This is a genomic window from Burkholderia sp. 572 (assembly GCF_040545135.1).
Classification (GTDB): domain Bacteria; phylum Pseudomonadota; class Gammaproteobacteria; order Burkholderiales; family Burkholderiaceae; genus Burkholderia; species Burkholderia cepacia.
On record NZ_JBEPLH010000011.1, the window covers coordinates 1 to 22772 of the forward strand.

General features: G+C 65.6%; 20 protein-coding genes and 3 pseudogenes. 11 read left to right on the forward strand and 12 right to left on the reverse strand.

Annotated elements, in window-relative coordinates; all coding sequences use genetic code 11:
- From ABIC51_RS21260 to ABIC51_RS21305, 10 genes and pseudogenes are all read left to right on the forward strand, one after another.
- Window positions 1-160 (forward strand): annotated as a pseudogene (locus ABIC51_RS21260) (ISNCY family transposase); the annotation flags it as partial.
- Between the two features lie 258 nt (window positions 161-418).
- Window positions 419-1402, forward strand: coding sequence for an anthranilate 1,2-dioxygenase regulatory protein AndR (gene andR / locus ABIC51_RS21265; RefSeq protein ID WP_226128386.1), 984 nt, complete (start codon window positions 419-421; stop codon window positions 1400-1402).
- Between the two features lie 102 nt (window positions 1403-1504).
- A complete protein-coding gene (locus tag ABIC51_RS21270; protein WP_175897439.1) occupies window positions 1505-2464 on the forward strand; it encodes a PDR/VanB family oxidoreductase in 960 nt (319 codons plus the stop codon).
- A gap of 22 nt (window positions 2465-2486) precedes the next feature.
- Window positions 2487-3824, forward strand: a complete 1338-nt coding sequence (locus tag ABIC51_RS21275) for an aromatic ring-hydroxylating dioxygenase subunit alpha (protein WP_175897440.1) — start codon at window positions 2487-2489, stop codon at window positions 3822-3824.
- Window positions 3824-4360 (forward strand): aromatic-ring-hydroxylating dioxygenase subunit beta, encoded by a 537-nt coding sequence (locus tag ABIC51_RS21280; RefSeq protein ID WP_059694795.1) that lies wholly within the window; start codon window positions 3824-3826, stop codon window positions 4358-4360. Before ABIC51_RS21275 ends, ABIC51_RS21280 begins: the two co-directional genes overlap by 1 nt.
- Window positions 4357-4995 carry a cysteine hydrolase family protein gene (locus tag ABIC51_RS21285; RefSeq protein ID WP_175897441.1) on the forward strand — a complete coding sequence of 213 codons (639 nt, stop codon included), beginning with the start codon at window positions 4357-4359 and terminating at the stop codon, window positions 4993-4995. Before ABIC51_RS21280 ends, ABIC51_RS21285 begins: the two co-directional genes overlap by 4 nt.
- Window positions 4992-5840 carry an SDR family oxidoreductase gene (locus ABIC51_RS21290; protein WP_354006619.1) on the forward strand — a complete coding sequence of 283 codons (849 nt, stop codon included), beginning with the start codon at window positions 4992-4994 and terminating at the stop codon, window positions 5838-5840. Before ABIC51_RS21285 ends, ABIC51_RS21290 begins: the two co-directional genes overlap by 4 nt.
- A 49-nt stretch (window positions 5841-5889) precedes the next feature.
- Window positions 5890-7155: a dienelactone hydrolase family protein gene (locus ABIC51_RS21295; protein ID WP_175897443.1), complete on the forward strand. Its 1266-nt coding sequence runs from the start codon at window positions 5890-5892 to the stop codon at window positions 7153-7155.
- A gap of 312 nt (window positions 7156-7467) precedes the next feature.
- Complete coding sequence (locus tag ABIC51_RS21300; protein WP_319001476.1) at window positions 7468-9135, forward strand: alkaline phosphatase D family protein; 1668 nt, start codon at window positions 7468-7470, stop codon at window positions 9133-9135.
- 102 nt (window positions 9136-9237) lie between these two features.
- Window positions 9238-9443, forward strand: a pseudogene (locus ABIC51_RS21305) (conjugal transfer protein TraG N-terminal domain-containing protein); the annotation flags it as partial.
- Between the two features lie 488 nt (window positions 9444-9931).
- On the opposite strand, the gene ABIC51_RS21310 reads toward ABIC51_RS21305, so the two are convergent.
- Window positions 9932-10621: a hypothetical protein gene (locus ABIC51_RS21310; RefSeq protein ID WP_175897444.1), complete on the reverse strand. Its 690-nt coding sequence runs from the start codon at window positions 10619-10621 to the stop codon at window positions 9932-9934.
- Window positions 10618-11559, reverse strand: coding sequence for a hypothetical protein (locus ABIC51_RS21315; RefSeq protein WP_124532092.1), 942 nt, complete (start codon window positions 11557-11559; stop codon window positions 10618-10620). Before ABIC51_RS21315 ends, ABIC51_RS21310 begins: the two co-directional genes overlap by 4 nt.
- A 127-nt stretch (window positions 11560-11686) precedes the next feature.
- Between ABIC51_RS21315 and ABIC51_RS21320 the strand changes: the two are divergent.
- A pseudogene (locus tag ABIC51_RS21320) lies at window positions 11687-11875 on the forward strand (IS5/IS1182 family transposase); the annotation flags it as partial.
- Between the two features lie 30 nt (window positions 11876-11905).
- Here ABIC51_RS21320 and arsN2 read toward each other — a convergent pair.
- From arsN2 to ABIC51_RS21370, 10 genes are all read right to left on the reverse strand, one after another.
- On the reverse strand, window positions 11906-12340 hold the full coding sequence (gene arsN2, locus ABIC51_RS21325; protein WP_226128388.1) for an arsenic resistance N-acetyltransferase ArsN2: 435 nt from the start codon (window positions 12338-12340) through the stop codon (window positions 11906-11908).
- A gap of 342 nt (window positions 12341-12682) precedes the next feature.
- Window positions 12683-13429, reverse strand: coding sequence for a winged helix-turn-helix domain-containing protein (locus ABIC51_RS21330; RefSeq protein WP_059694783.1), 747 nt, complete (start codon window positions 13427-13429; stop codon window positions 12683-12685).
- Window positions 13430-13546: 117 nt separating this feature from the next.
- Entirely contained in the window at window positions 13547-14284 is a 738-nt protein-coding gene (locus ABIC51_RS21335; protein WP_175897445.1) for an iron-containing redox enzyme family protein, read from the reverse strand.
- A gap of 20 nt (window positions 14285-14304) precedes the next feature.
- Window positions 14305-16704 (reverse strand): putative bifunctional diguanylate cyclase/phosphodiesterase, encoded by a 2400-nt coding sequence (locus ABIC51_RS21340; protein WP_175897446.1) that lies wholly within the window; start codon window positions 16702-16704, stop codon window positions 14305-14307.
- A gap of 162 nt (window positions 16705-16866) precedes the next feature.
- Entirely contained in the window at window positions 16867-17643 is a 777-nt protein-coding gene (locus ABIC51_RS21345) for a Crp/Fnr family transcriptional regulator (protein ID WP_175897447.1), read from the reverse strand.
- Between the two features lie 431 nt (window positions 17644-18074).
- Window positions 18075-19100 (reverse strand): lipase secretion chaperone, encoded by a 1026-nt coding sequence (locus ABIC51_RS21350; RefSeq protein WP_354006620.1) that lies wholly within the window; start codon window positions 19098-19100, stop codon window positions 18075-18077.
- Window positions 19101-19103: 3 nt separating this feature from the next.
- Window positions 19104-20216: an esterase/lipase family protein gene (locus tag ABIC51_RS21355; RefSeq protein WP_354006621.1), complete on the reverse strand. Its 1113-nt coding sequence runs from the start codon at window positions 20214-20216 to the stop codon at window positions 19104-19106.
- A complete protein-coding gene (locus ABIC51_RS21360; protein ID WP_354006622.1) occupies window positions 20209-20625 on the reverse strand; it encodes a DUF4345 domain-containing protein in 417 nt (138 codons plus the stop codon). The genes ABIC51_RS21355 and ABIC51_RS21360 overlap by 8 nt, the downstream gene beginning before the upstream one ends.
- A gap of 16 nt (window positions 20626-20641) precedes the next feature.
- Window positions 20642-21967 (reverse strand): hypothetical protein, encoded by a 1326-nt coding sequence (locus ABIC51_RS21365; RefSeq protein ID WP_175897451.1) that lies wholly within the window; start codon window positions 21965-21967, stop codon window positions 20642-20644.
- Window positions 21964-22743 (reverse strand): outer membrane lipoprotein-sorting protein, encoded by a 780-nt coding sequence (locus ABIC51_RS21370; RefSeq protein WP_226128392.1) that lies wholly within the window; start codon window positions 22741-22743, stop codon window positions 21964-21966. Before ABIC51_RS21370 ends, ABIC51_RS21365 begins: the two co-directional genes overlap by 4 nt.
- Between the last annotated feature and the right edge of the window lie 29 nt (window positions 22744-22772).

Sequence of the window (22772 nt, forward strand, 5' to 3'; positions counted from 1 at the left end):
CGACCACCGCTGGTTCGAGGATCGGGCGCCAGCCTGCACGCTGCTGGTATACGTGGACGATGCGACGAGCCGGTTGATGATGCTGCATTTCACGGCGACCGAGTCGACCTTCAGCTACTTCGAGGCGACGCGCGCGTATCTGGAGCGTCACGGCAATCCGGGTATGACATGTGTTGTAGCGGCTAGATTGAAATGTCCGCTTTTAGGCCGCGTAAGCTGTTCGACCTCCGCTCACCATCCAGCCGGTAAACGCAACCGCACACGGCCGCCTGTCCAATTCCCGCAAGTATCCAGAGGCCGTTACTGGCCGTTTTATTGACCTTGCTGCAAACGTGTACAGTGGACGTGACCCGGAACACCGCGGCGATCGTCCGACATCGCGCTCCGGGTTTCCCCGCATACGCAAAGAAGATTCGCCATGTCCAATGCTTCCTTGCCGATCGAGCCGACCCAGCTCCGTCGATACCGCTATTTCGAGTCGGTCGATATCGACGACACGCGGGAACGGATCGCCGCGGTGCTGCAGCCGCATCGACTCATCCCGGGCAGCTCGCGCGGCGGCTATTCCGCGTACATGGACTACGTGCGGATCGACAGTGTCGGGTTCGGCACGATCGGTTACGACGTCGCGATGGGCGTCGATGCCGGCGAAATCGAGGATTACTATCTCGCGATCCTCAGCCTCGGCGGCTATGCGGACGTGAGCGTCGGCGGCCGGCGCATGATCGTCGGGCCGGCGCAGGGTGTCATCGTGAGCCCGGCCAGTCATTTCGGTGCCACGTTCTCTCGCGACTGCGAGCAGTTCTTCGTGCGCGTCGACAAGCACGCGATCCTGTCTCACACCGGCTACGACCATCTGCAGATCGAGCCGGTGCTCGACCTTTCCCGCTCCGAACTCTTGCCGTGGCTGATGCAGTTGCGCGTCATGACATCGTCGCCGGAGACCGTCGCGCTCGCGCAGCGCGACCGCCGCATCGCGCTCGAATTCGAGCGGCTCGTGATCTCGCTCCTGCTCGCCGGCCAGCCGCATCACTGCCAGGCGCGATCCGGCGGAACGGCGCTCGTGCCGCGCACGGTCAAGCGCGCGGAAGCCTATATCGCCGAGCACGCGTGCGAGCCGATCGCGCTGGCCGATATCGCGCTGGCGGCCGGCGTGCCCGTGCGCACGCTGCTCGACGGGTTTCAACGCTTTTCGCGCGGCAGCCCGATGCAGCTGGTCCGCGAGCGTCGTCTCGAACACGCACGCGACCGATTGCGGCAAGGCCGCGACACCGATCGCGTGGCCGACGTGGCGCTCTGTTGCGGCTTCGCGAATCTGGGCCGATTCGCCGCCCTGTACCGCGAAACGTTCGGAGAATCGCCGTCGGATACGTTGCGGCGCGCGCGCCAGTCCGCCGCCTGAGCGGAAATTCTGCGCGCGCCGGACAGGCGCTGCGATCGCCGGATATTCTCGGCACATTCGCCCGCATACAGTGGACTCCTCTGAATTCAACGGAGCCGCTGGATGTCCCTGCTCAGAATCCGCGTCGAGCGCATCGATGCACTGACGCCCGCAATCCGCCGATTGCATCTCGTCGCCGCCGATGGCGGCCCGCTACCCGGGTTCGCCGCCGGCGCGCACATCGGCGTGCACGTGCCGCTCTCCCCTCGTTCGCGACGGCGCGCGTATTCGCTCGTGAACGCCGGCGGCAGCGCCGATTCGATTGACCGTTACGAAATCGCGGTGCTGCGAGAAGCGGCCGGAAGCGGCGGTTCGCAGTGGATGCACGCCTGTGCGCCCGGCGACGAATTCGACATCGATCCGCCCCGGAACGATTTTCCGCTCGTCGCGGACGCACGCCGGCACTTGCTCGTGGCCGGCGGCATCGGCATTACGCCGATTCTCGCAATGGCGCGCGAACTGACGAGCAGCGGGCGGCGGTTCACGCTGCACTACGCCGCGCGCGACGCGATGTCGATGGCCTATCGCGACGAGGTCGCCGCGCTACCGGGTGCGACATGCTGGTTCGACGACGGCGAACCGTCGCGCGGCCTGCCGCTGGCCGACGCGATCGGCGCGCCCGAGAGCGGTACGCATCTGTACGTGTGCGGCCCCGCCGGGCTCATCGAGGCGACGCTCGCGGCCGCGCGGCATCTCGGCTGGCGCGACGACGCACTGCATTGCGAACGCTTTGCCGCGCCGGTCGCGACGGTGGAAGACGCCACGGTCGAAGTGCGTCTCGCCGGTTCGGGGCACGTGCTGAACGTGCCACCCGGCACGTCGATTCTCGACGCGATGATCGAAGCCGGCCTCGATCCGCTCTACGACTGCCGGCGCGGCGATTGCGGCGTGTGCGCGGTGCGCTTGCTCGACGGCGACCCCGATCACCGCGACATCTGCCTGAGCGACGACGACCACGCGAGCGGCGCGTTCTGTCCATGCGTGTCGCGCGCGCATGGCGCGCATCTCGTGCTGGATCTTTGACCCTTCCCTTCGAGGTACCCCCATGAGCGTTACCAACGAGACACTGGCCGGGCTGGTGCGGCCCGACAGCGTGCACAAGCGCCTCTATACCGATCCGGCGATCTTCGCGCTGGAAATGGAGCGGATCTACGGCCGCGCGTGGATCTACGTCGGCCACGAGAGCCAGGTCAAGACGGCCGGCGACTATCACACGACGCGTATCGGCGACCAGGACGTCGTGATGGTGCGCGCATCCGACGGCACGATCCACGTGATCTACAACCGGTGTCCGCACAAGGGGGCGAAAGTCGTACCCGACGGCGACGGCTCGGTCGGGAAGTTCTTCCGGTGTCCATATCATGCATGGACGTTCAGGCACGACGGCACGCACCTGTCGGCGCCGCTGCGCAACGGCCTGCAGAACACCTGCTTCGACCCGAAGCATCCGGATTTCTCGATGCGCCGCGTCGCGCGCGTGGACAGCTATCGCGGCTTCGTATTCGCCAGCCAGAGCAACGATGGCCCGGATCTGCGAACCTTCCTGAACGGCGTCGTGTCGTCGATCGACAATCTGTGCGACCGCTCCCCGGTCGGCGAGGTCGAAGTCACGGGGGGTGTGTTCCGCGTCCTGCAGCGCTCGAACTGGAAAGTGTTCTACGAGAACCTGCATGACACGATGCATGCGCCGGTCACCCACGAATCGTCGGTGGTGTCGGCCCGCGCGCAGGCCGCGGAGATGGGCGCGATGCCGTTCGAGCTGCTCATCATGGACGGGAACGGCGAGCCGTACGAATTCTGGGAAAAACTGGAATTGCGCGCGTACGCATACGGCCACGGCTACATGGAAGGTATTTTCGACCCGGCGGCTGCCGAACGCGATTCGGTGTCGAGCGCGCATTTCGCGGTGCTCGCGGAGGTTTACGGCGAAGAACGCGCACGCCGGATTCTCGGCATGAACCGCCACAATACCGTGATCTACGGCAGCGGTTCCCCGCATACGGTGTTTCAGCAGTTCCGCGTGATTCGTCCGATTGCGGTGGACCGGACGCTGGTCGAAATCCAGCTGTTTCGCCTGAAAGGCGCGCCCGATGCCGTGTTCGACCGGGCGTTGACCTACGCGAACGTGATCAATTCGCCGTCGTCGAACGTGATGCCCGACGACGTCGAAGTTTACGCGCGCTGCCAGGAAGGCAACCAGACCCGCGGCGGCGAGTGGGTGAGCATGCATCGCTACGCGGGCACGGATCGCGCGACGGACGACGGCTTCGTGTCGATCAACGGCACCAGCGAATTGCCAATGCGCAACCAGTTCGCCGCGTGGAAACACTTCATGGTCGACGAGGCCGCCCCGACGGCGCGCACGCGCGAAGGAGACGCCTGATGCTGCACGATCCGGCTTTCGATCTGTCGACCGTCGTGGTCGACGCCCCTGCCCTCGCCTTCGACGCCGCGCTGCACGCGCAGGCGGCACAGTTCCTGTTTCGCGAGGCGCGGCTGCTCGACACGCGCGCATTCGACGCTTGGCTCGACACGTGGACGCCCGACGGGATGTACTGGCTGCCACACGAGCCGGGCCAAGCCAATCCGCGCGACCATATCTCGCTCTTCTGGGAGGATGCGACGCTGCGCGAAGTGCGCGCGGCCCGCGTGACGAACCGGCGCAACTGGTCGCAACAGCCGTCGACGCGCACTGCGCGCGTCGTCGGCAACGTGATCGTCGACGGCCGCGATGCGGCCGGCCGGCTGGTGGTCCACTCGACACAGATCGTCAACGAATGGCGGATCGGGCAGCGCACGCTCGCCGGGCTCGTCACGCACAAGCTCGATACGAGCGGCCCGGACTGGAAGATCTATCTGAAGCGCGTCGATCTCATCAACTCGACCGATGCGCTCGCGAACCTGGAGGTATTCGTGTGAACGCCGCATCGCTGCCGATACCGCTTGCGCGCACCGCCGTGATCGCGCTGCATTACCAGAACGACGTGCTCGACCCGTGCGGCAAGATTCGCGTCGGCTTCGACGCGGATCAACCCGGCCGCGCGGCGGTGCTCGACGCGGCCCGCGCGCTGATCGCCGGCGCGCGCGGGCTCGGCTTGCCGATCGCGCATGTCCGCATTGCCTTCCGCGAGGATTACGCGGACTTACCGCGCAATGCGCCGATTTTCGTGCGCACGGCCGAGCTCGGTGCGTTGCGCGACGGCAGCTGGGGCGCGCAGTTTTACCCGACGCTCGAACCCGATCCGGCGCGCGCGCTCGACCATGTCATCCATCATCAGTGTACGAGCGGCTTCATCGGTACGCCGCTGGAACGGATCCTCGCGGCGCACGACGTGCGTCACCTGATCGTCGCAGGCGTCGCCACGCATTCGACCGTTGAAATGACTGTCCGCCATGCCGCCGATCTCGGCTATCGCGTGACCGTCGCGGCTGATGCCTGCGCGTGCGCGGATCGTCGACAGCACGATGCATCGATAGAGTCGATGCGCTTGATCGCGGGCATTTCCAGTGTGGCCGAGTTGTTCGGCCGCGCGCCGCAAACGGAGGGCGCATGAGCGTTTCGCCTTCTCCCGAATCGTCCTCGCAGACGAGTCCGGCCAGCACGCACGCGCGTCTCGCGGGCAAGGTCGCGATCGTCACCGGCGCGACGCAGGGGCTCGGCGCCGACATTGCGCGCGCCCTCGCGAACGAAGGCGTTGGCGTGTTGATCGCCGGGCTCGATGTCGATGCGGGACACGCGCTGGCCGCTTCGATCGGCGCATCGGCGCGCTTCGCACGCACCGACGTCACCGACGACGCACAACTCGACAGCGCGATCGCGACCGCCCTTACCGTCTTCGGCGGCCTCGACATCGTCGTGAACAATGCGTGCAGCTACGACGACGCAGGCCTCGCATCGACGCGCGAACAATGGTCGCGCCTGCTCGACGTCAATCTCGTGTCGGCGGCGATCCTGGCGCAAAAAGCCGCGCCGCATCTGCGGCGACGCGGCGTGATCGTCAACCTCGGCAGCTTGGGCGGCAAGTTCGGCGCGGCCGGGCGCGCGCTGTATCCGGCGTCGAAGGCAGCGTTGCTGCAACTGACGCGCAACCTCGCCGTGGATCTGGCGCCGCGCGACCTGCGGGCAATCAGCGTATCGCCGGCCTGGACGTGGTCGCCATCGCTGGAACGACTCGCGGGCGGGTCGGTCGATGTCGCGGACCGCGTCGGCCGGCCGCTGCACGTCCTGGGCCGCGTCGGTCGCGGTGACGAGATCGGGCGCATCGTCGCGTTTCTCTGCTCGGATGATGCATCGTGGCTCACCGGCATCGACGTACCCGTCGACGGCGGTTTTTCTATCCTGGGGCCGGATCAGGGCCGCTCGCCGCGCGAATGGTTCGAGCGGCACGCAGCGCAGTAGCGAACCGTTCGGCTCGCATTCCTCCCCCTACTCCATCGGGACTTCATCCATGACGAAGCACATCAGAATAGTTCGGGGCGACACGGCGTTCGACGCCTATCTCGCACTGCCGGAAGCCGGCCGTGGCCCGGTCATCGTATTGCTGCAAGAAATATTCGGCGTGAACGCCGAGATCCGCGAAGTGGCGGATCTCTATGCGGCCGAGGGCTATGTCGTCATTGCACCGGACCTGTTCCACCCGTTCGGCTCGAACATCGAACTCGGTTACGGCGAAGCCGACCATGCCAAAGCATTCGACTATTACACGCGCTTCGATGTGGCCGGCGCCGTCGACGATATCCGCGCGACCGTTGCCCATGCGCGCACGTTGCCCGAATCGACCGGCCGGGTCGGCGTGCTCGGCTTCTGTCTCGGCGGCAAGCTCGCCTGGCTCGCCGCGGCCCAGGGCGACGTCGATTGTGCGGTCGGCTATTACGGCGTCGGCATCGAGCAGTCGCTCGAACTGGCCGAGCGCATCGCGTGCCCGCTCGCGCTGCATTTCGGCGCCGACGATCCGCTCAATCCGCCCGAGACCGTGACGGCGATACGCGCGGCGCTGGACGGCAAACCGAACGCGAAGCTTTACGTCTACGAGGGCGCCGGCCACGCATTCAGCCGTAACGGCCCGACCTTCGTCAAGGCCGCGGCGATGTCCGCGCATACGCGCAGCCTCGCGGTGTTTCGCAAGGTGCTCGGCCCCGACTACGACCTGGGTGCACTCGCCGATCATCACTTCCATCTGGAGTTCGCCGCGCGCGATCCCGAGGAGACGATGCGGACGATGGTGCCCGAGCCGTACGTGAATCACGTACCGACCATGACGGGCGGCACCGGGTACACGGAACTGAAGCGCTTCTACACGCACCATTTCGTCCACAACAATCCGGCTGACATGGCGATGGCGCCGATCTCGCGCGTGGTCGGCGTCGATCGCATGGTGGACGAATTCATCCTGACGTTTACGCACGACCGGGAGATCGACTGGTTGCTGCCCGGCGTCGCGCCGACCGGCAAGCGTGTGGAGATTCCGATGGTCGTCGTCGTCGCATTCCGCGGGCCCAAGCTCTACAACGAACACATCTACTGGGACCAGGCGAGCGTGCTCGTCCAGCTCGGGTTGCTCGATCCACGCGGGTTACCGGTCGCCGGCGTCGATGTCGCACGCAAGCTGCGCGACGAGACGTTGCCGTCGAATACGCTGATGGCACGCTGGCGCGAGAGCAAACCGGCCCGATCCGGGTATGACATTGTTCTCGGAAAGAAGCGCCCCGTCTGAACATCCATGGGCAGGCCCTCTCCAAGGCCGAACAAGACCTGACCTGCCCTGGAATTTTCAGCCCGATCGAAGCTCGAGAAAACGGCTCCCGTATATCGCCAAGGAAGGCGGCGCACCTGGAAAACGGATTCGATCATGGCTTCCGTACAACCCGGTGCCCTATGGGAAGCATGCTCACAGGAGCCTTCACGTAAAGCGCAGCAACGCGCCAATGCGCGAAGCATTTTTGTAATTTGTAAGTAATGCGATTGTAATTATCGCGTCACTCGCCATCGGCAAGCTTGCGGGCTTCTTTGTGAGGGAGGCTCAAGCATGTCGAATACCAAGAATCCAATGATCAACCCACTGGCCGAGGCCATGCCCCCGCAGCCTGAGCGCCGCCGCTTCGTACGCCAGGTCGCACTGGGTGCGGTTGCCATCAGCGGGGTGGCGCTGGCCGGCTGCGGCGGCGGGGATGACGGCGGCTCTCTCGGAGGCAGTGGCAACCCGAAGGTCGCGTTCGCGCACGGCGTGGCCAGCGGTGACCCATTGGCCGACCGAGTGATCCTGTGGACACGCGTGAGCACCGAGTCCAGCCAGGAGATCGTCCTGCGCTGGGAGGTCGCCAGTGACGCGGGCTTCACGAACATCGTCGCCAGCGGGGAGGTGCGCACCTCGGCTGCGCGCGACCACACGGTCAAGATCGATGCCATGGGCCTGTCGGCCGGGCGCAGCTATTGGTACCGCTTCAAGGCCTACGACCAGCTCTCTCCGGTTGGCCGCACTCGAACGCTACCGAAGGCAGGCATCTCTCAGGTGCGATTGGCAGTGCTCTCGTGCTCCAACTACCCGTCCGGCTTCTTCAATGTCTATGCCGATGCGGCCAAGCGCAACGACCTGGACGCCGTTCTGCACCTGGGCGACTACATCTATGAATACTCGCGTGAAGACATCAGTGCCGTAGCCCCGCAGGCGGCTGAGCTCGGCCGCCTGTTCGAACCTGCCCACGAGATCGTGAAACTGGACGACTATCGTCGCCGCTACGCACAGTACCGCGGTGACGCGGACCTGCAGGCGCTACACGCCGCCCTGCCCATGATTGCGGTGTGGGACGACCACGAGTTCAGCAACGATACCTGGCGCGACGGCGCGCAGAATCACCAGCCCGCAGAAGGCGACTTCGCCGCGCGCAAGGCCGCTGCCATCCAGGCCTACCACGAATGGATGCCCATTCGCAGCGGTGCCAATGCGGAGCAGATCTACCGCAGCTTCGACTTTGGCGGCCTGCTGGCCCTGCACATGTTGGACACTCGCGCGATTGCTCGCGACAAGCAGCTCTCCTACGCGAACTACGTCACCCAGGCCGGGTTCGACGCGGCCGGCTTCGCCAGCGCCATCGGCAACCCGGCACGCCAACTGCTCGGAACCACTCAGACCAACTGGCTGGCCAAGCAGATGGCCGCCTCCACCGCCACCTGGCAGGTGCTGGGTCAACAGGTGCTGATGGGCCACCTCGAGTTACCGTCTCCGTTGCTGTTTGGAATGATGGGCGTGGGAGGTGTGTCGTTGACCAGGTACATGGAGATTGCGGCCAAGGCGCAGACCGCGCCGCAGACGCTGACGCCAGAGGAGCTGGCCGTGCTGAAGGCGCCCTCCATTCCCGCCAGCCTGGATTCGTGGGACGGCTACCCGGCTGCGCGCGAAACCGTGCTGGAGATGGCGCGCAATCTGGATAAGAACCTCGTGGTACTGGCTGGCGATTCGCACAATGCCTGGGCCAGCGACCTGCTCGATGGACAGGGCCGCCAGGTTGGCGTCGAGTTCGCCACCCCATCGGTGAGCTCGCCCGGTATGGAGCAATCCATAACCAACGTGAAGCCAGCCGCGCTGAGTGCCACTCTGACGAACTTGGTGGAACCGCTGAAGTATTGCGACACTTCGCGGCGTGGCTACGTCGTGCTGACCGCGACGCGCGATGAGTGCGTGGCCGAATTCACCTAGGTGGACACGATTACCAGCCGGAACTACCGGGCCATCACTGACAAGCGCCTGCGTGTCCTGCCGGGCGCGGCCAATCGCAAGATCGTGGCTTGAGTTCGCCAAGGAGTCTCGTTCGTTGACGTCGATCTCAACACCATCAAGTACGATCGTTCGCGCTCGGCCCAATGCCAGGTCAAGGTACCGCGACCCACCGACACGGGCTGGTCCCAGTCCTTCACCACGCTCAACAACCAGCCACCAAGGTGGCGGTCTGGTGGGCCTTCATGCACGCGCTCTCGTGCGCCGTCACCGGTGCGTCGGTCGCGGCGACGCGCAGCTGGAATTCCGTGAAAACGACTCACTGGATTCACAATGCACACCTCCGGGCTGATACTCGGCGCCAGTGTGCTTTTAGCCGCGGGGGCATCTCCAGCCCAAGATCAGGACATCGCTGCCTGCCGGCAAAAGCGCATGGCTACGCTGGCCGCTCGACCGCACGCCGAACTGCGCAAGTGCGGCGCTTGCCATGCCAATGATCAAACGTCCCGATCCTTCAATGTGACGTCGCTAGCTGCCTTGTCGTGAGCAGTGCTCTGCGCAACCTCTCCGAATGCTCAGCATATGGCGCGAGTTGTGCCGAGGGGCGTCGCTGATGGGTCGCACACGATCGAGTGGCGTTCGTTGCCCAGCCCTCTTACGGACAGGCTCCGCATGTGGGAATGCAATGCCCTCCGCCGACAAATCCCGCTATCGCTTGCCTGACGGGCAACATGCCCGCTTAGGTGAGTTGGTTGTTCCTTTGCTCCCCGGACCCGAGTTACGGACGCACTTCCCGAAATACCTGCTTTTGAGGATCCCACGCAAATGCGGCCCCCACACACGCGCCGTTTTCGACCGTTACCCCCGCCACGCTCAACTCCGGCGCAGGTCCGTCCTTTTTCACCTTTACCGTATCGATGCCCCAATCGCACAACGCACCATGAGCGGGGGTCAGCGCCTGGACGAGATCGCCGGTTTTCTTGTCCCGCACCTCGATCACGCGATCGAGCGTGGCGATCGATGGAATGACGAAATACCAGCGATCCGTGGATGCTGCCTGAAGTATCGGAACCGGCTCGGCGCCGTATGCGCTGTAGGCGACGAGGTTCAAATGGATGGGCAGTTTCTGCCCGGTGCGGTAACTGACCCAAGTGCCATCGTACGACTTGGGCGGATTGATATCGCTCGGCAGTGCGAGCCGGGCGGCCGGCAGCCCGTCGGCGTCGAGCTCATCGATGTGGGTGTCCCCCGACGTATGGGAGATCGTGGGCTTGAGCCGGATGGGGGTACGGTGCCGGTCGTAGAAATAGACCCCCGTGGTCACGGTATTGACGAGGGACAGGTACAACGTAACGGGTTGCTTTCCAATGGTCCCTTGAAACAGGGAAGCGGCTTGTGCAGCCGGTGCGCCGAGTCCCGACAAGGTCAGGCCCGACAATGCCACGACGGCTTTAAGGTGCTTGATCATCGGTTCATTGGCCCCTGGGTGCTGCCGGTAAATGTCAGTGTCCCGGGCGACGTGAACCGGTAGTGGTTCCAGGTCGCGAGACGGTTGCGATAGTCGATGTTGGACTCCTGCCGGACGTCGATCCGGCCGTGGGGCAGGAACCAGGGCGTTCCATCCTCTTCCAGCTTGTCGAGCGGCGTGAAGTCGCGAAACTGGCCGTTCAGAAACAGGAAGTAGCTCCGGCTGCCCGTGGAGCGATTGCCGCTGCCGTCGATAGCGAGCCGGGAGGCACGGAAGTCCGTATGCCCGTCTCCGTTGTAATCGTCGAACTCCAGCGTGTCGGTGTAGTTGAAGTCCAGCTGCAGGTGATCCAGTGTCTGAATCTTGCTGCCACTGGCGCGATCGTAGACATCGATTCGATCCACCAGGCCGCCAAATTCGCCACGAGCCTTGTGTGCGTGTACGCGGAACAGATACGGACCACTTTTCCCGACCTGCAGCAGATCGCCATCGTAGGCCACGGCGGCATAGCCGCTCCCGAACATGGCCGTCTGCTTGAACTGGAACGCGGTGCGGACCCGGCTTCTCAGGTCCACCCAGTCTCCGGCCAGCTTATGATCCGTCCAGCGGAAAGAACGCAGCATCAACATCGCGAACGGCTGACCCTTCGCATCAGTTACGTCAATCGACAGATCGGGAGCCGCCTCCGGACTATCCGCCAGCGGCGTTTCCTCCAGAGGCAACAGCAGGCCGCCGTTCTGTTCGAATACGTAGCCGCTCAGGCTGGGGCCGTGATTGTCGAGACGCAGGATCAGTTGTACAGCCTGACCGCCAATGATGCCTTCCTGTACCTGGGTGTCTGTCGCCTGAGCGAATGCGGTGGAGGCCAACCACGGAGCAATGGAAAGCGTCAGTCCGGCAGCCCATTCGGTAATTTTTGTCATCGATACGAGGGACATTCAGAAATCATTCTGGTTTGAAGACGTCGTCAAGGTGGCCTGACTCAAACAAATCGGTCTCCCGGATGCGAGACGCGATTCACACACCGCGCAGGATGCAGCGATTTTTACACAGGGCGTCGTTATTCGATCGCTTCATGGCAGCGGTCCGGGCAAATTCAGCTGGGTAGTGGAACGGACTCACTCGTGGCTCCACAACTTCCGGCGTCTGCGCATTCGGTTCGATCGCCGAGCCGACATTCACGAAGCGTTCTTGAAATGTAGCTGCGCTCTCGTCTGCTGGAACATTTTGAGGCGCACGGCGCAACCTGCTTGATCTAACCTATTACAGCAAAAGCGGCATGTGTCACAGGTGCTTGCACATGCAAACGGCACTAGCTGGACAAAGTTCGGCGAACTCTCTGCTTCCTTTGACCACTGTCGGAACCTCATTCCGGTGAACTGTCGTATATCCCGCACCCTGAAAAAACTCCATCGCAGAGTTTGTCAGCAGCCACAGCGATGAGACACCCGTCGCTCTCGCCCTCTTCTCCATTTTCTCGACCAGTTCTTGGCCTAGTCCGCGAGAGCGACCGTCACCGGCAACAACGAGCGACCGTAGCAACGCATTGCTCCCAAATCGCTCAAGTCCTACCACTCCCACGAGACCCGGGCCAACCGCTACGAGAAAATCGTCCAGGAGCGGAGCGGTAACGTCAGCGATCGGCAGTTGGTTCTCCTCGAGCAGCTTTCTAATCGAATCGAGGTCGTTTGGTTGCGCTTCACGAATATTCATCTTCATGTCCTTATCGATTCAGGCAACCAAAAGTAACAGCTTGCCGGAAAAGTAAGTGGTTCCCCGCCGGGTTTTGAACTGGCCTCCAAGAAGAGGGGCTGACCTGGGGCTCCACCCGCCTTGAACACGGACATCCTGACACCCCGAGCCGACCTCGCCTATACCGTACTCGATACTGTAGGCCATATATTCATGCGAAGAGCGCATGCGGTCGGTCAAATCTGTACTTGAAACGCGGGAAGCGCATCAAGCCGACCATTCGCCCGTTGGGCTACCCAGCGAAGCATTCTCTCAAGGCGTGGTGTGACGAATTCGAAAAGAATGGCGATCTGCAGGGCCGCACACGGCTCAAGCATGCCGGGACCCATCCACATCGTCCGCCAGCGTGCCGAGCGGCACGAAAATGTAGCCCTTCCCGCGCACGGTACGGATGTAGCGATAATCGCCGACCGCCTGCTCGACCAGGTTGCGCAGCCGGAAGATCAGCACGTCGAGCCCGCGCTCGGAGCGCCCGGCCACGCTCAGCCCCAGGAGCGCGAGAATCTCCGCACGCGACAGGACGCGCATCGGCTGCGAGATGAACAGTGCGAGCAGCGCGAATTCGCTGGCACGCAGCCCGAGGTCCTGTCCCGCGCGGGTGGCGCGCCGCGTGATGAAATTCACCTCGATGTCGCCAAATGCGTACGATTCGGGGTTCACCGGCTCGCGCACCGGCGCGGGACGGTTCGGCGCGTAGCGGCGCACCGCGCTGCGCACGCGTGCGATCAGTTCCATCGGGTCGAACGGCTCCACCAGATAGTCATCCGCGCCGATTTCGAGCGCAACGACCTTGTCGACCACCTGCGCGTCGCGGCTGATCACGATCACCGGCATGTCGTGACCGGCGCGCCGCAGCGCCCCGAGCGCCATGTAGAACGTCGTGGCCGGCCGTTCGACCCGCATCACGATCAGGGTGGGCGGCGTGGCCGTCACGTGCGCCAGCAGCCGCGACGCATCGTCGAGCGCCGACGTGGCGATCTGGCAGCCGCGCAGGAGCGCGCGGATCCGGTCACGCATGCGCGGATCGGGCTCTACGACGAGAACGTGGGTGGCCATGGAAAATCGTCCAGCACGACGGCCCGCACGGCGAATCGCGACGTCACGCCGGCCCGCCTTCCGGCCGCAACGGCCGGGTGCGGCCTGCACGAACCCGCGAGCGTGCGGCGCAAACGACTACACATGCATGCAGCAATCGAGACTCGTCAGGAAATAGCTCAGGCTCTTGCGGATCGACGTCTCGACGTCCCGCACGTCGCGGGCCGCGGGCGACTGGCCGAGCAGCGTCGCGACGATGTCGAGCGCCTCCCACGGATGCCGGTCGTCGTAGTCGGCATGCAGCTTGAGCCAGCGCATCGCGCGATACCGCACGGCCGGGTCGAACTGCTGTTCATACGGCGATGCGCACAGCAACGCACTCCACTCGCCGGTCACGCCTTCGATCGCGTAGTTGGTCGCGGCGATGCTCGGCGCGAGCGCGTCGGTGCTGCTGCTTTTCCAGCACCAGTGGCTCAGCGCGAATCCGGCCAGCGGCGCATCGCCGTCCAGCAGCATGTCGGTCGTCACGCCCGATTCCGCAGCCCAGTTGGCCCAGTGATCGACGTGGTTCTGCTCGACGCGGATATTGCGGATCAGATAGCGCCGCGCCTTCTCTTCGCCGCGCGACCGATAGGCAGCGGTCTTCACCAGGTTCATCGCCATGTACTCCGGAAACTGGCTGACCACCGCCCAGCCGGTCACGAAGAACGCGCGCAGTTGCGCCGCGCGCAGCGTCCCGCCGCTCATCGCCGCGAACACCGGATGTGCACGGACACGCGCCTTCAGCTCGTCGGTCGCGCCGACCACGTCGCGCAGCCAGGCCGGATAGCTCGCCAGGTCCATCAGGTCGCCGGTCAGTTCAAATGGAGCACTCATGCGTTCGTTCCTCGCTTGGTTCAATGGAATCCCCCTTCCTGCCAGGGCGCGGGGTGGCTGAAGTAATAGCCCTGGCAATAGTCGACGCCCAGCGCGCGAAGCATCTCGGCCGTCGCCGCGTCCTCGACGTGCTCGGCGACGGTGCGGTACTGCATCACGTGTGCGATGTCGTTGATGGCGGACGCGATGCCGCGCTTGATGCTGTCGGACGTCATGGTCGCCACGAGGCCGCCGTCGATCTTCAGGTAGTCGATCGGCAACTGGCGCAGATACGAGAACGACGACATGCCGGCGCCGAAGTCGTCGAGCGCGAAGCGGCAGCCGAGGTCGCGCAGCTCGTACATGAAACGCGACGCGACCTCCAGGTTGCGAACCGCGCTCGTCTCCGTGATTTCGAAGCACAGCAGCGCCGGGTCCAGCCCCGACGCCGACAGCTCGGCGATCGCGAACTCCACGAAGCGCTCGTCGGTAATCGACATCGCCGACAGGTTCACGTTGTATTCGACGTACTGGCGTTGTTCGAGCCGCGCGAGCCGCCGGATCACGTTACGCACGACCCAGCGGTCGATCATCGTCATGTGGCCGTAGCGCTCGGCGGCCGGCAGAAAGACCGGCGAGATCAGCTTGCCGTCGGCGTCCGGGATGCGCAGCAGGATCTCCGCGCGCTCCTGCGCGCCGTGCGCCGGCTGGATCGGCACGATCCGTTGCGCATACAACTGGAAGGAATTCGTTTCGAGCGCCGTCTTCACGCGGCGGCTCCACTGCATGTGATACGCCTGGCGTCCCGAGTTCATGTCGCGCGAATCGGCGACATGCACGCGGTTGCGGCCGCGGTCCTTCGCGATGTAACACGCGATGTCGGCCAGCTGCATCGCCTTCTCGACGCTCTCGGGCCGACAGGCGAGATCCAGCACGCCGATGCTCACGCTGATCTTGAACGGCTCGCCTTCCCACAGGAACGTGAAATCCTCGAGACACGCCCGGATGCGCTCCGCCTTGCCGTCGTCCGGCACGCCGTTGCGGCCGGCCGGCAGCAGGATGCCGAATTCGTCGCCGCCCAGCCGGCCGAACACGTCGTCGTCATCGAGACAGCGCGCGAACACCGCGGTCGCGTCGCGCAGCAGCGCATCGCCGGCCGCGTGCCCGCACACGTCGTTGACTTCCTTGAATCCGTCCAGGTCGAGAACCATCAACGTCCCGCCGCCGCGGTGCGTCAGCGCGTCGCCCAGGCGCTGCTCGAACGCCGTGCGATTGATCAGGCCGGTCAGCGCGTCGTGCGACGCCTGCCAGGTCAGCTTCTCGATCAACTGGTGTTCGCGCGTCATGTCGCGCAGGATCAGCACGTAACCGACGCAGCGACCCGCGGCGTTGTCCATTCTCGACAGCGACGCGCGCACCGACACCGCCGAGCCGCACACGCGGATCAGGTCGAGATCGCGGGTGAACGTGTGATCGCCGCTGTTGCTGAGCGACGCGAGCAGCTTGATCGACATGCCGGTCGACGTATCGATCAGGTCGAGCACGTCGTTGATCGGCTTGCCGACGCTGAGACGCGACGGCGCGCCGAGCAGCTGCTCGGCCGCCGGATTGACGGTCTCGATGCTGCGCGTGAGGCCGATCGTGACGATCGCGTCGGCCACCGAGCGCAGCGCCGCTTCCGCGAACGCCTGGCTACGGTCCAGCTCGGTCTGCATCGACGCCTGCTGGCGCTGCGCGCGGCTCGCCCAGCGCACCGACAGCAGGAGGATCAGCAGCGAGGCCACGACGTACGACAGGAACAGCTGGATGACGGCCGAACGGAATTCGGCGCTCAGCTCGTCGGAGAAGCGCTTCGGCAGCGGCTCGATGTGCGAATTGAAGTCCCAGATCGCGCGGTTCAGGCGACTCGTGCGCCGGACGTCGCCCGCCTGCACGGACTCGCGCAACGCGTTGGCGATCGCGCGCAGGTTGACCAGTTGCCGGTCCGCGTCCTCCCAGTATTGCAACGCTGCGTTCAGGCGCGCGAAGCTGCTCAGGATCGGATAGAACCACACCACCGCCACCGCATCGACAGGATTGATGCCCGCCTCGATCAGCGCCTGGCGCGCCACGCGGTGATCCGGCGGCACGCTGATCATCGCGCGGCGGGCAACGCCGAGAAACGTGAGGGTGCGGTCAACCGCCAGGTAATCGTCGAACAGTTTTTCGTCGCCGGTCTGTCCGTAGCGGGACAGCAGGATGATCTCGTCCTTCTGCGCCTTCGACCAGCTGCTTTCGCCGCCAACGTACACGCGCAGCGACATGATCACGATCAGGCTGACGGCGACGAACCCGGCCAGCGCGACGATCACGACGACGATCGGCAGGATGCCGAGCGCCGGACTCCATGGCCACACGTGAAACGAGCTGCGCTGACTCTGGAGCTTCGAAATGTTTTCCATACCCGATTGACTGCTTTTCTGATTCTTCTCGATGCCGCCGGCCAGCCGCGTCGCGACGCGTCTTGCGTTCGGACCTCTCCCCTTCCATGCGCGCGACGCGCCGGCGCTCATTCAGCGGCGGCGGCACGCCGGTGCCGGCCGCGCGGCAGGATGCTCCGGCAACTAGGTCGTCCGGACGCGTCGCGACAACCCGGCGCCGGCCTCGGTACCGGCATCGATCGCGAGAATGCGGCACGTTTCGTCGCGGATGACCCGATGGCAGTCGCAGCCCTGCCCCGCGAGACGGGCGAGATCCGTCAGCACGATGGCGCCGCGATGCTGATGGATCACGCCAAGCTCATGGAGCTGTCGCGCGGTATCGGTGATGGTCTCGCGGCGCACGCCGAGCATCTGGCCCAGCATGCCGTGCGTGACCGGGATTTCGATGCTGCGCGAGCGCTCGTAGGCAATCAGCAGCCAGCGGCTCACTTGATGCCGCATCACGTGATGGCGGCTGCAGAACATGACCTGCGATGCCTGGGCCAGCACCAGCTGCATCCGCACGAAGACCTGCCGCCTGATCGCCGGCGATGCGTCGCACGCGTCGGCGAAACGGCGCGCATACAGCCGATACGCGAATCCGCCGTGATAGACGACGACGCGGCGCTGCGTCGTGCTGCCGATGACGTCGTCGCACACGATGCCTTCGCGGCCGATTTCCGTCACGCCGAGCGTCGTCTTGCTGCCTATCGTGTATTGGAGGGAAATACCCGCCGTCACCGGAAAATAAACGGCCTCCAGATTCTCGCCGGCATCGCACAGCACCTGGCCGGTCTTGAGATTCGAAAGCATCAAACGAGGCGCCAATTCCGCACGGCTAATTCCGTCGAGCGCAGCCAGGAATTGATTGGCACCAAGCGCATGCGGCAACTCGATGACATTGTCGGCCTGATGTATCACGGTGCACCTCGTACGTTGTATTCCTGCCCCTCGGCCACCGAATCTTCATGCAGCGTTGAAACGAACCGGTTTTCCGGTTTTGCCGTTTTCCTTACGGTCTAATTGGACAAAAAGATATCACGCAGCCCCGTCGTGCGCGCCCCTCCGGCTTTGTTACATGAAGTAATTTGACAGTTTCAGGCGTTACTCCGAGATATTTGCATGATCAATCAATTATCGACGATTTAAATATTGCCCTTGCAAAGGTGCCGTCCCGGTGAATCATTGAAAATTACGAATAGCGGCCAATTCGACGGAATGCAGTTAATCCTGAAAATAAAAATCATTCCTCCATCGAAATAATGCGGACTGAGTGACATATCCCACACTTCTCCAATGGCGAACGTGGAATATCCATGACGGCGCTTGCCGGGGAAGTCGGCGCCGGGCGGCTACCGCGCGCGCTGGCGAGCGGTGATGTCCGCGCGGTCCGCGCCCAACGACACGGCACGCAATGCGTCCGCCGGATCCGGAAAATCGCGCTGCAGCAATTGCGCGAGCTGGGCATCGCGCGCATCGGGCGCAAGCTGCTGCGCGACGAGCCGCTCGCGTTCGGCCTCATAGTCGCGATAGCGCGCCTGCCACGCATCGTCGTCCTGCCGCTGCCGCACGACGCGCGCGGCGACGTCGGCGCCGAGCTGCGCACGCAGCGCATCGGGTGTCGCGCGACGCGCGTCGAGCCGTGCAACTGTCGCGACCGCCTCGCGCTGCCGCGCGAGCTGCTCGTGCGCGTCGCGCATGTCCGGCGGCAGCGCCTGGTCGAGCGCCGCAAGGCGTTCACGCTTCTGCGCATCGCTCAATGCCGGATCGCGCGCAATCCGGATCCGGTCGAGGTCGCCATGCTGCTGCCGGAACGCGTCGGCGAAGAACGGTGTGCTCCAATCGCCGAGCCAGCGGCTCGCGAGTGCCGCCCGTCGTTCGAGCTCGCCCGCGATCGCATCCGGATCGATACGCGTGCCGGGCTGCACGGTGCCCGGATGCGCATCGAGCGCGGCGAGACACGCGCGATAGCGCGGCCACAGGTCGAGCGCTTCGCGCTGCGCCGGCGCGCCGATCGGCTGCGCGGCGACCTCCCGCGCGACCAGCGCGTCGAGCGCGGCCGGCGTCAGGTCGTGCTGCGCGAGCAGGAAGTAATCGAAGAAATCCCGCACCGCCCGTCGTTTCGCGAGACGCCCGTCCGGCCCGACCGGCAGGCGCGGCGCGCGCGACCCCGCCAGCGACGCTGGCGGCGCGACGTCGGAGGACGCAGGCACGGGCCGCGGCACCGCCGCGTCGAGCACCACGGCGCGCGCGGCAGGCAGCGCGACGGCCTGCGCCGACGCCGCCGGCCGGTCGAGCGCATGCCATACCGCCGCGGCCGCGAGCGTGCCGACGGCGCCATGGAGCGCGGCGCGAGACAGCATCGTCCGGACCGTCATCGCTCAAACGCCCTGCAGCTTCAGCCGGTTCGCATGCACGCGCAGCGCGGCGACCGGGTCTTCCGCGTACGCGCCGCGGATACCGAGCAACTGATTGATCGCGTCGAAGTGATTCCAGTGGTAACGCGTCGAGATCACCGTGCCGAACATCGAACTGCAGGTCGACGTGAAGCCGTCGTTCGGCCCCGCACCGGCCAGCGCCATCACGTTGCCGGCGGTCAGGAACACGAGCGTCGACGGATCCAGCAGGTTCGCCGGATCGATGACCGGAATCACGCTGGTGTCGGCAGCGCCCGTCACGATGCCGAGCAGCGACACCGGCTGGTATGCGGCGCCGCTCCACGAATACAGCAGATGCACGTTGCCGCCGATCGTCTCGGCGGGCGCGCCGGTGCGACAGGCGCCGGCGCCGAGGCCCGGGCTCGGGAACAACTGGTTGAACCGCGTGGTTCGCGCCGTGCCGAGCGCATCGAGCGCGGCGATCGCATCCTGGTTCGTGTTGTGCGTGTCGCTGGTCAAGACGCCGAACAGGTTCAGGAGCGCGCCGAACACCGGCGTCGAGATGCCCGTCGGGTCGAGCTTCAGCGCGGCGAGCACGAAGTCGGCGAACTGCGAGCCGCGGTGCGGCGTCGCGATCGTCGTGACCGACGCGACGAGCGCGGGCGCGACCGATGCGACGTAGCGCGACGTCAGCCCGCCCTGGCTGTGCCCGATCAGGTTCACCTTGGCCGCACCCGTGACCGCCAGCACCTGCTTCACGTAGGCGAGCAGTTGCTCGCCGCGCCCGTTCGGGCCGAGGTCGCTCTGGAACCCCGACAGGTCGGCGACGTAAACCGTCGCGCCATGCCGCTGCAGGTCGGCCTGCATCCCGTACCAGTACGGCACCACGCCGAAATAGTCGTCGGTGCCGGTCAGGCCGTGCACGAGGATGATCGGATAGCGGGTCGCCGCGTAGTCGTCGAGCGCGGTGCCGGCCGCCGTCTGCGCGCCGGCCGCGGGTGCGGCCAGGCCGACGCAGGCAAGCAGCGCGGCACCGGCCAGGAGGCGCGCGCACGCGCGCCAAAGGCGTCGCCCCGGCGCGGCGCGTCTCGCGATATCGATGTCGATGTCATGCATGCGCGCTCTCCAAGATTGCGTGCGCGGCCACGCGCCGCTGCCACGCGATGAACAACGGCGCGCCGACGACTTCGAGCACCGTGAAGCCGACGAACGGCGGCCACGGCAGCCCGAGCGTCGCGAGCGAAATCAGCCGTCCGATGCCGCCGAGGAAAATCATCGTCCACAGCGTCGCGAACAGCCGTCCCTGGCGCTCGATCCCCGGGATCACCGAGAACGCCGCGAGGCCGAGCCCGAGCCAGACGCCCGCGTAGAAGCGCAGGTTGCCGTCCAGCGTCGCGTCGGCCGGCAGCGCGATGCCGAGCGACGCGTACAACGGATCGTGGATGCCCATCATGCCGAGTACCCCGGTGATCGACGGGACCAGCGCAAGCACGGCGGTCGCCGCCTGAAGCGCGCGTTTGCTCATTCGAACTCTCCTTGCGTCATCGATAGAAAATGCCCAGCACCTGCACGCTGGCCGACTCCGGCATCGCACCGAAGCGGCTCCACGACGGGCCGCCCTGATGCAGCCACTGCAGCGCAATGTCGAACCGGTCGAAGCGCCGCCGCAGCTCGAGCCAGTATTGCCGGCCGCCGCCGAGATCGGCCTGCACGAAACCCGACAGATCCAGACGGCGCACACCGATATTGCGCCATGTCGCCATCAGGAACACGCCGTGACGGGTTTGCAGCTCCTGCGCGGCGATCGACGTCTGCACCGCGCTGCCCCAGGCCGCCGGGTTTGCGCGCTGCAGCGCGCGCCATTGCGACGCATCCGCGCCGCCGCCGTTGCTCTGGAATTCGGCACTCAGCGACAGGTCGATCGGCAGCGTCCAGGTCGCGCCCACCGACGAACTCGTGCGAAACGCGCTGTCGCCGGCCGCGCCGGTCGCGCGCGCGATCAGCGAGCGCCGGTAGCCGCCCGCCCATTCGACGTAGGCGACCACCGAGTTGCCGAGCAGCACGCTCAGGTTCTGGCCGAACTGCGGCGCCTGCCCGCTTTCGCCGTAGACGATCCATTGCGGCTGGATCGTCGCGGCGAGCCGCTGGCTCGCGACGAGCATCCAGCGATCGACGCCGTTGGTGCGCTGCAGGTCGGACGATGCGGCCGGATCGCCGGGCAGGCTGCGGCGCTCGAGCCGCGGCGACAGCAGCGCCGCGAGCGAACCCGTGTCCCACACCTGCTGCGCGCGCAGCGCGACCGTGCCGAGCCGGTTCGTGTGGCGGCTGTCCGGATCGGGCGGCACGTCGAGGCTCACCGCGCCCGCGCGAAAGAAGTCGGTCGGGTTGTAGCCGATCGCCGCGCCGAGCCGCTCGTTGACGCGCCCCGCGTCGACGACGAACGTCGGCGCCGCGCGCCAGCTCGCGTACGCCTCCTTCACGAGCGTCACGTCGCGCGACGACGTGCGCGACGTCCCGAGCGGATCGAAGCGGTCGAAGCGCATCGAGAAGTGCGCGGCGAACGTCGGCGTCAGCCACTGCCCGTACTCGAATTCGACCGACAGCTGGTTGCGCCCGGCGTGCGCGCCGTCGCGATAGCGGCTCGCGCGCAACGCGTCCTGCACGTCGAGCTTCCACGGCTTCGCGGTATCGGCCGGCGCCGCGGCGGACCGGTCGGCGAGATCGAGCGCCGCGGCATCGGCCGCATCCACGCCGCCCGCACCGCCTGCACCGCTCGTCGTATCCGCGCCGGCCGACGCCGCACGCGCGAGCGCCGGCAGCAGCATGAACGCGAGCGCGGCGACCCGGCATCGACGCCGCACCGTCATTGCGCCTGGAAGCGGGACAGGTAGTCGCGCTGCAGCCATGCATCGGGAATGTCGCGCCACGCGTAGTCGGAGAAACGCATGACCGTGACCCAGTTGCTGTCGAGCCCGTCGATGATGACCGTTTCCGTCGGCCGCTCGACGCCGAGCTGCATCGTGTAGCGCCGGTAGAACGCGGTCTTCAGCAGCCGGTCGCTCTCCGAATAGAAGCGCGCCTTCAGGGGCCGGTTGTTCGCCGCGTCGATCCAGATCTCGATGCGGCGGTACGTCAGCCCGTCGCCGTGGCCGGTGAGCGCGAGCCGGTATGCGCGGCGGGTCTGCCGGTCGCCGTCGGCGATGTCCTCGACGCCCTTCAGCTCGGCCGTGTAGTCGTGCGCGAGATTGACCGTCACGACGTCGCCGTTCGCGGCCTGCCCGAGCAGCCGCTGGTCGGGCGAGATCCGCACGCTCGCCTGGTTCGCGGGATCGTAGAACCACAGGTCGTTGCCGTTCTTCAGCATCAGCTTGCCCGTGTCGCGCGCCGGCGCGACGAAGCGCACCAGCGTGCGGAACGCGCCGCCCTGTGCGTCGGGCTTCGAATAGATCGATAGCGTATTGCCGTCCACCTGCTTGCCCGACCGATACTCGATCAGCGTCGCGGTCAGCACGAACGATTTCGCCGGCGCGCGGATCGCGTCGCTCGCCGCGAGCACCTTCTGCGGATCGGGCGCCGGCTGCGCGTGCGCGGCGCCGGCCAGGAATGAAAGACTCAGACAGCATGAAACAAACAGGCGACGCACGTGCGATCTCCCGGAAAGTGAAATGAACG

Bases quoted from the DNA above. Each gene is read 5' to 3' on its own strand.
- ABIC51_RS21335 (WP_175897445.1), bottom strand. From the start codon at position 14,284: ATGAGTGCTCCATTTGAACTGACCGGCGACCTGATGGACCTGGCGAGC.
- andR (WP_226128386.1), top strand. From the start codon at position 419: ATGTCCAATGCTTCCTTGCCGATCGAGCCGACCCAGCTCCGTCGATAC.
- ABIC51_RS21295 (WP_175897443.1), top strand. From the start codon at position 5,890: ATGACGAAGCACATCAGAATAGTTCGGGGCGACACGGCGTTCGACGCC.
- ABIC51_RS21355 (WP_354006621.1), bottom strand. From the start codon at position 20,216: ATGCATGACATCGACATCGATATCGCGAGACGCGCCGCGCCGGGGCGA.
- ABIC51_RS21315 (WP_124532092.1), bottom strand. From the start codon at position 11,559: ATGTCCCTCGTATCGATGACAAAAATTACCGAATGGGCTGCCGGACTG.
- ABIC51_RS21310 (WP_175897444.1), bottom strand. From the start codon at position 10,621: ATGATCAAGCACCTTAAAGCCGTCGTGGCATTGTCGGGCCTGACCTTG.
- ABIC51_RS21340 (WP_175897446.1), bottom strand. From the start codon at position 16,704: ATGGAAAACATTTCGAAGCTCCAGAGTCAGCGCAGCTCGTTTCACGTG.
- arsN2 (WP_226128388.1), bottom strand. From the start codon at position 12,340: ATGAAGATGAATATTCGTGAAGCGCAACCAAACGACCTCGATTCGATT.
- ABIC51_RS21350 (WP_354006620.1), bottom strand. From the start codon at position 19,100: ATGACGGTCCGGACGATGCTGTCTCGCGCCGCGCTCCATGGCGCCGTC.
- ABIC51_RS21275 (WP_175897440.1), top strand. From the start codon at position 2,487: ATGAGCGTTACCAACGAGACACTGGCCGGGCTGGTGCGGCCCGACAGC.
- ABIC51_RS21360 (WP_354006622.1), bottom strand. From the start codon at position 20,625: ATGAGCAAACGCGCGCTTCAGGCGGCGACCGCCGTGCTTGCGCTGGTC.
- ABIC51_RS21290 (WP_354006619.1), top strand. From the start codon at position 4,992: ATGAGCGTTTCGCCTTCTCCCGAATCGTCCTCGCAGACGAGTCCGGCC.
- ABIC51_RS21280 (WP_059694795.1), top strand. From the start codon at position 3,824: ATGCTGCACGATCCGGCTTTCGATCTGTCGACCGTCGTGGTCGACGCC.
- ABIC51_RS21270 (WP_175897439.1), top strand. From the start codon at position 1,505: ATGTCCCTGCTCAGAATCCGCGTCGAGCGCATCGATGCACTGACGCCC.
- ABIC51_RS21300 (WP_319001476.1), top strand. From the start codon at position 7,468: ATGTCGAATACCAAGAATCCAATGATCAACCCACTGGCCGAGGCCATG.
- ABIC51_RS21330 (WP_059694783.1), bottom strand. From the start codon at position 13,429: ATGGCCACCCACGTTCTCGTCGTAGAGCCCGATCCGCGCATGCGTGAC.
- ABIC51_RS21365 (WP_175897451.1), bottom strand. From the start codon at position 21,967: ATGACGGTGCGGCGTCGATGCCGGGTCGCCGCGCTCGCGTTCATGCTG.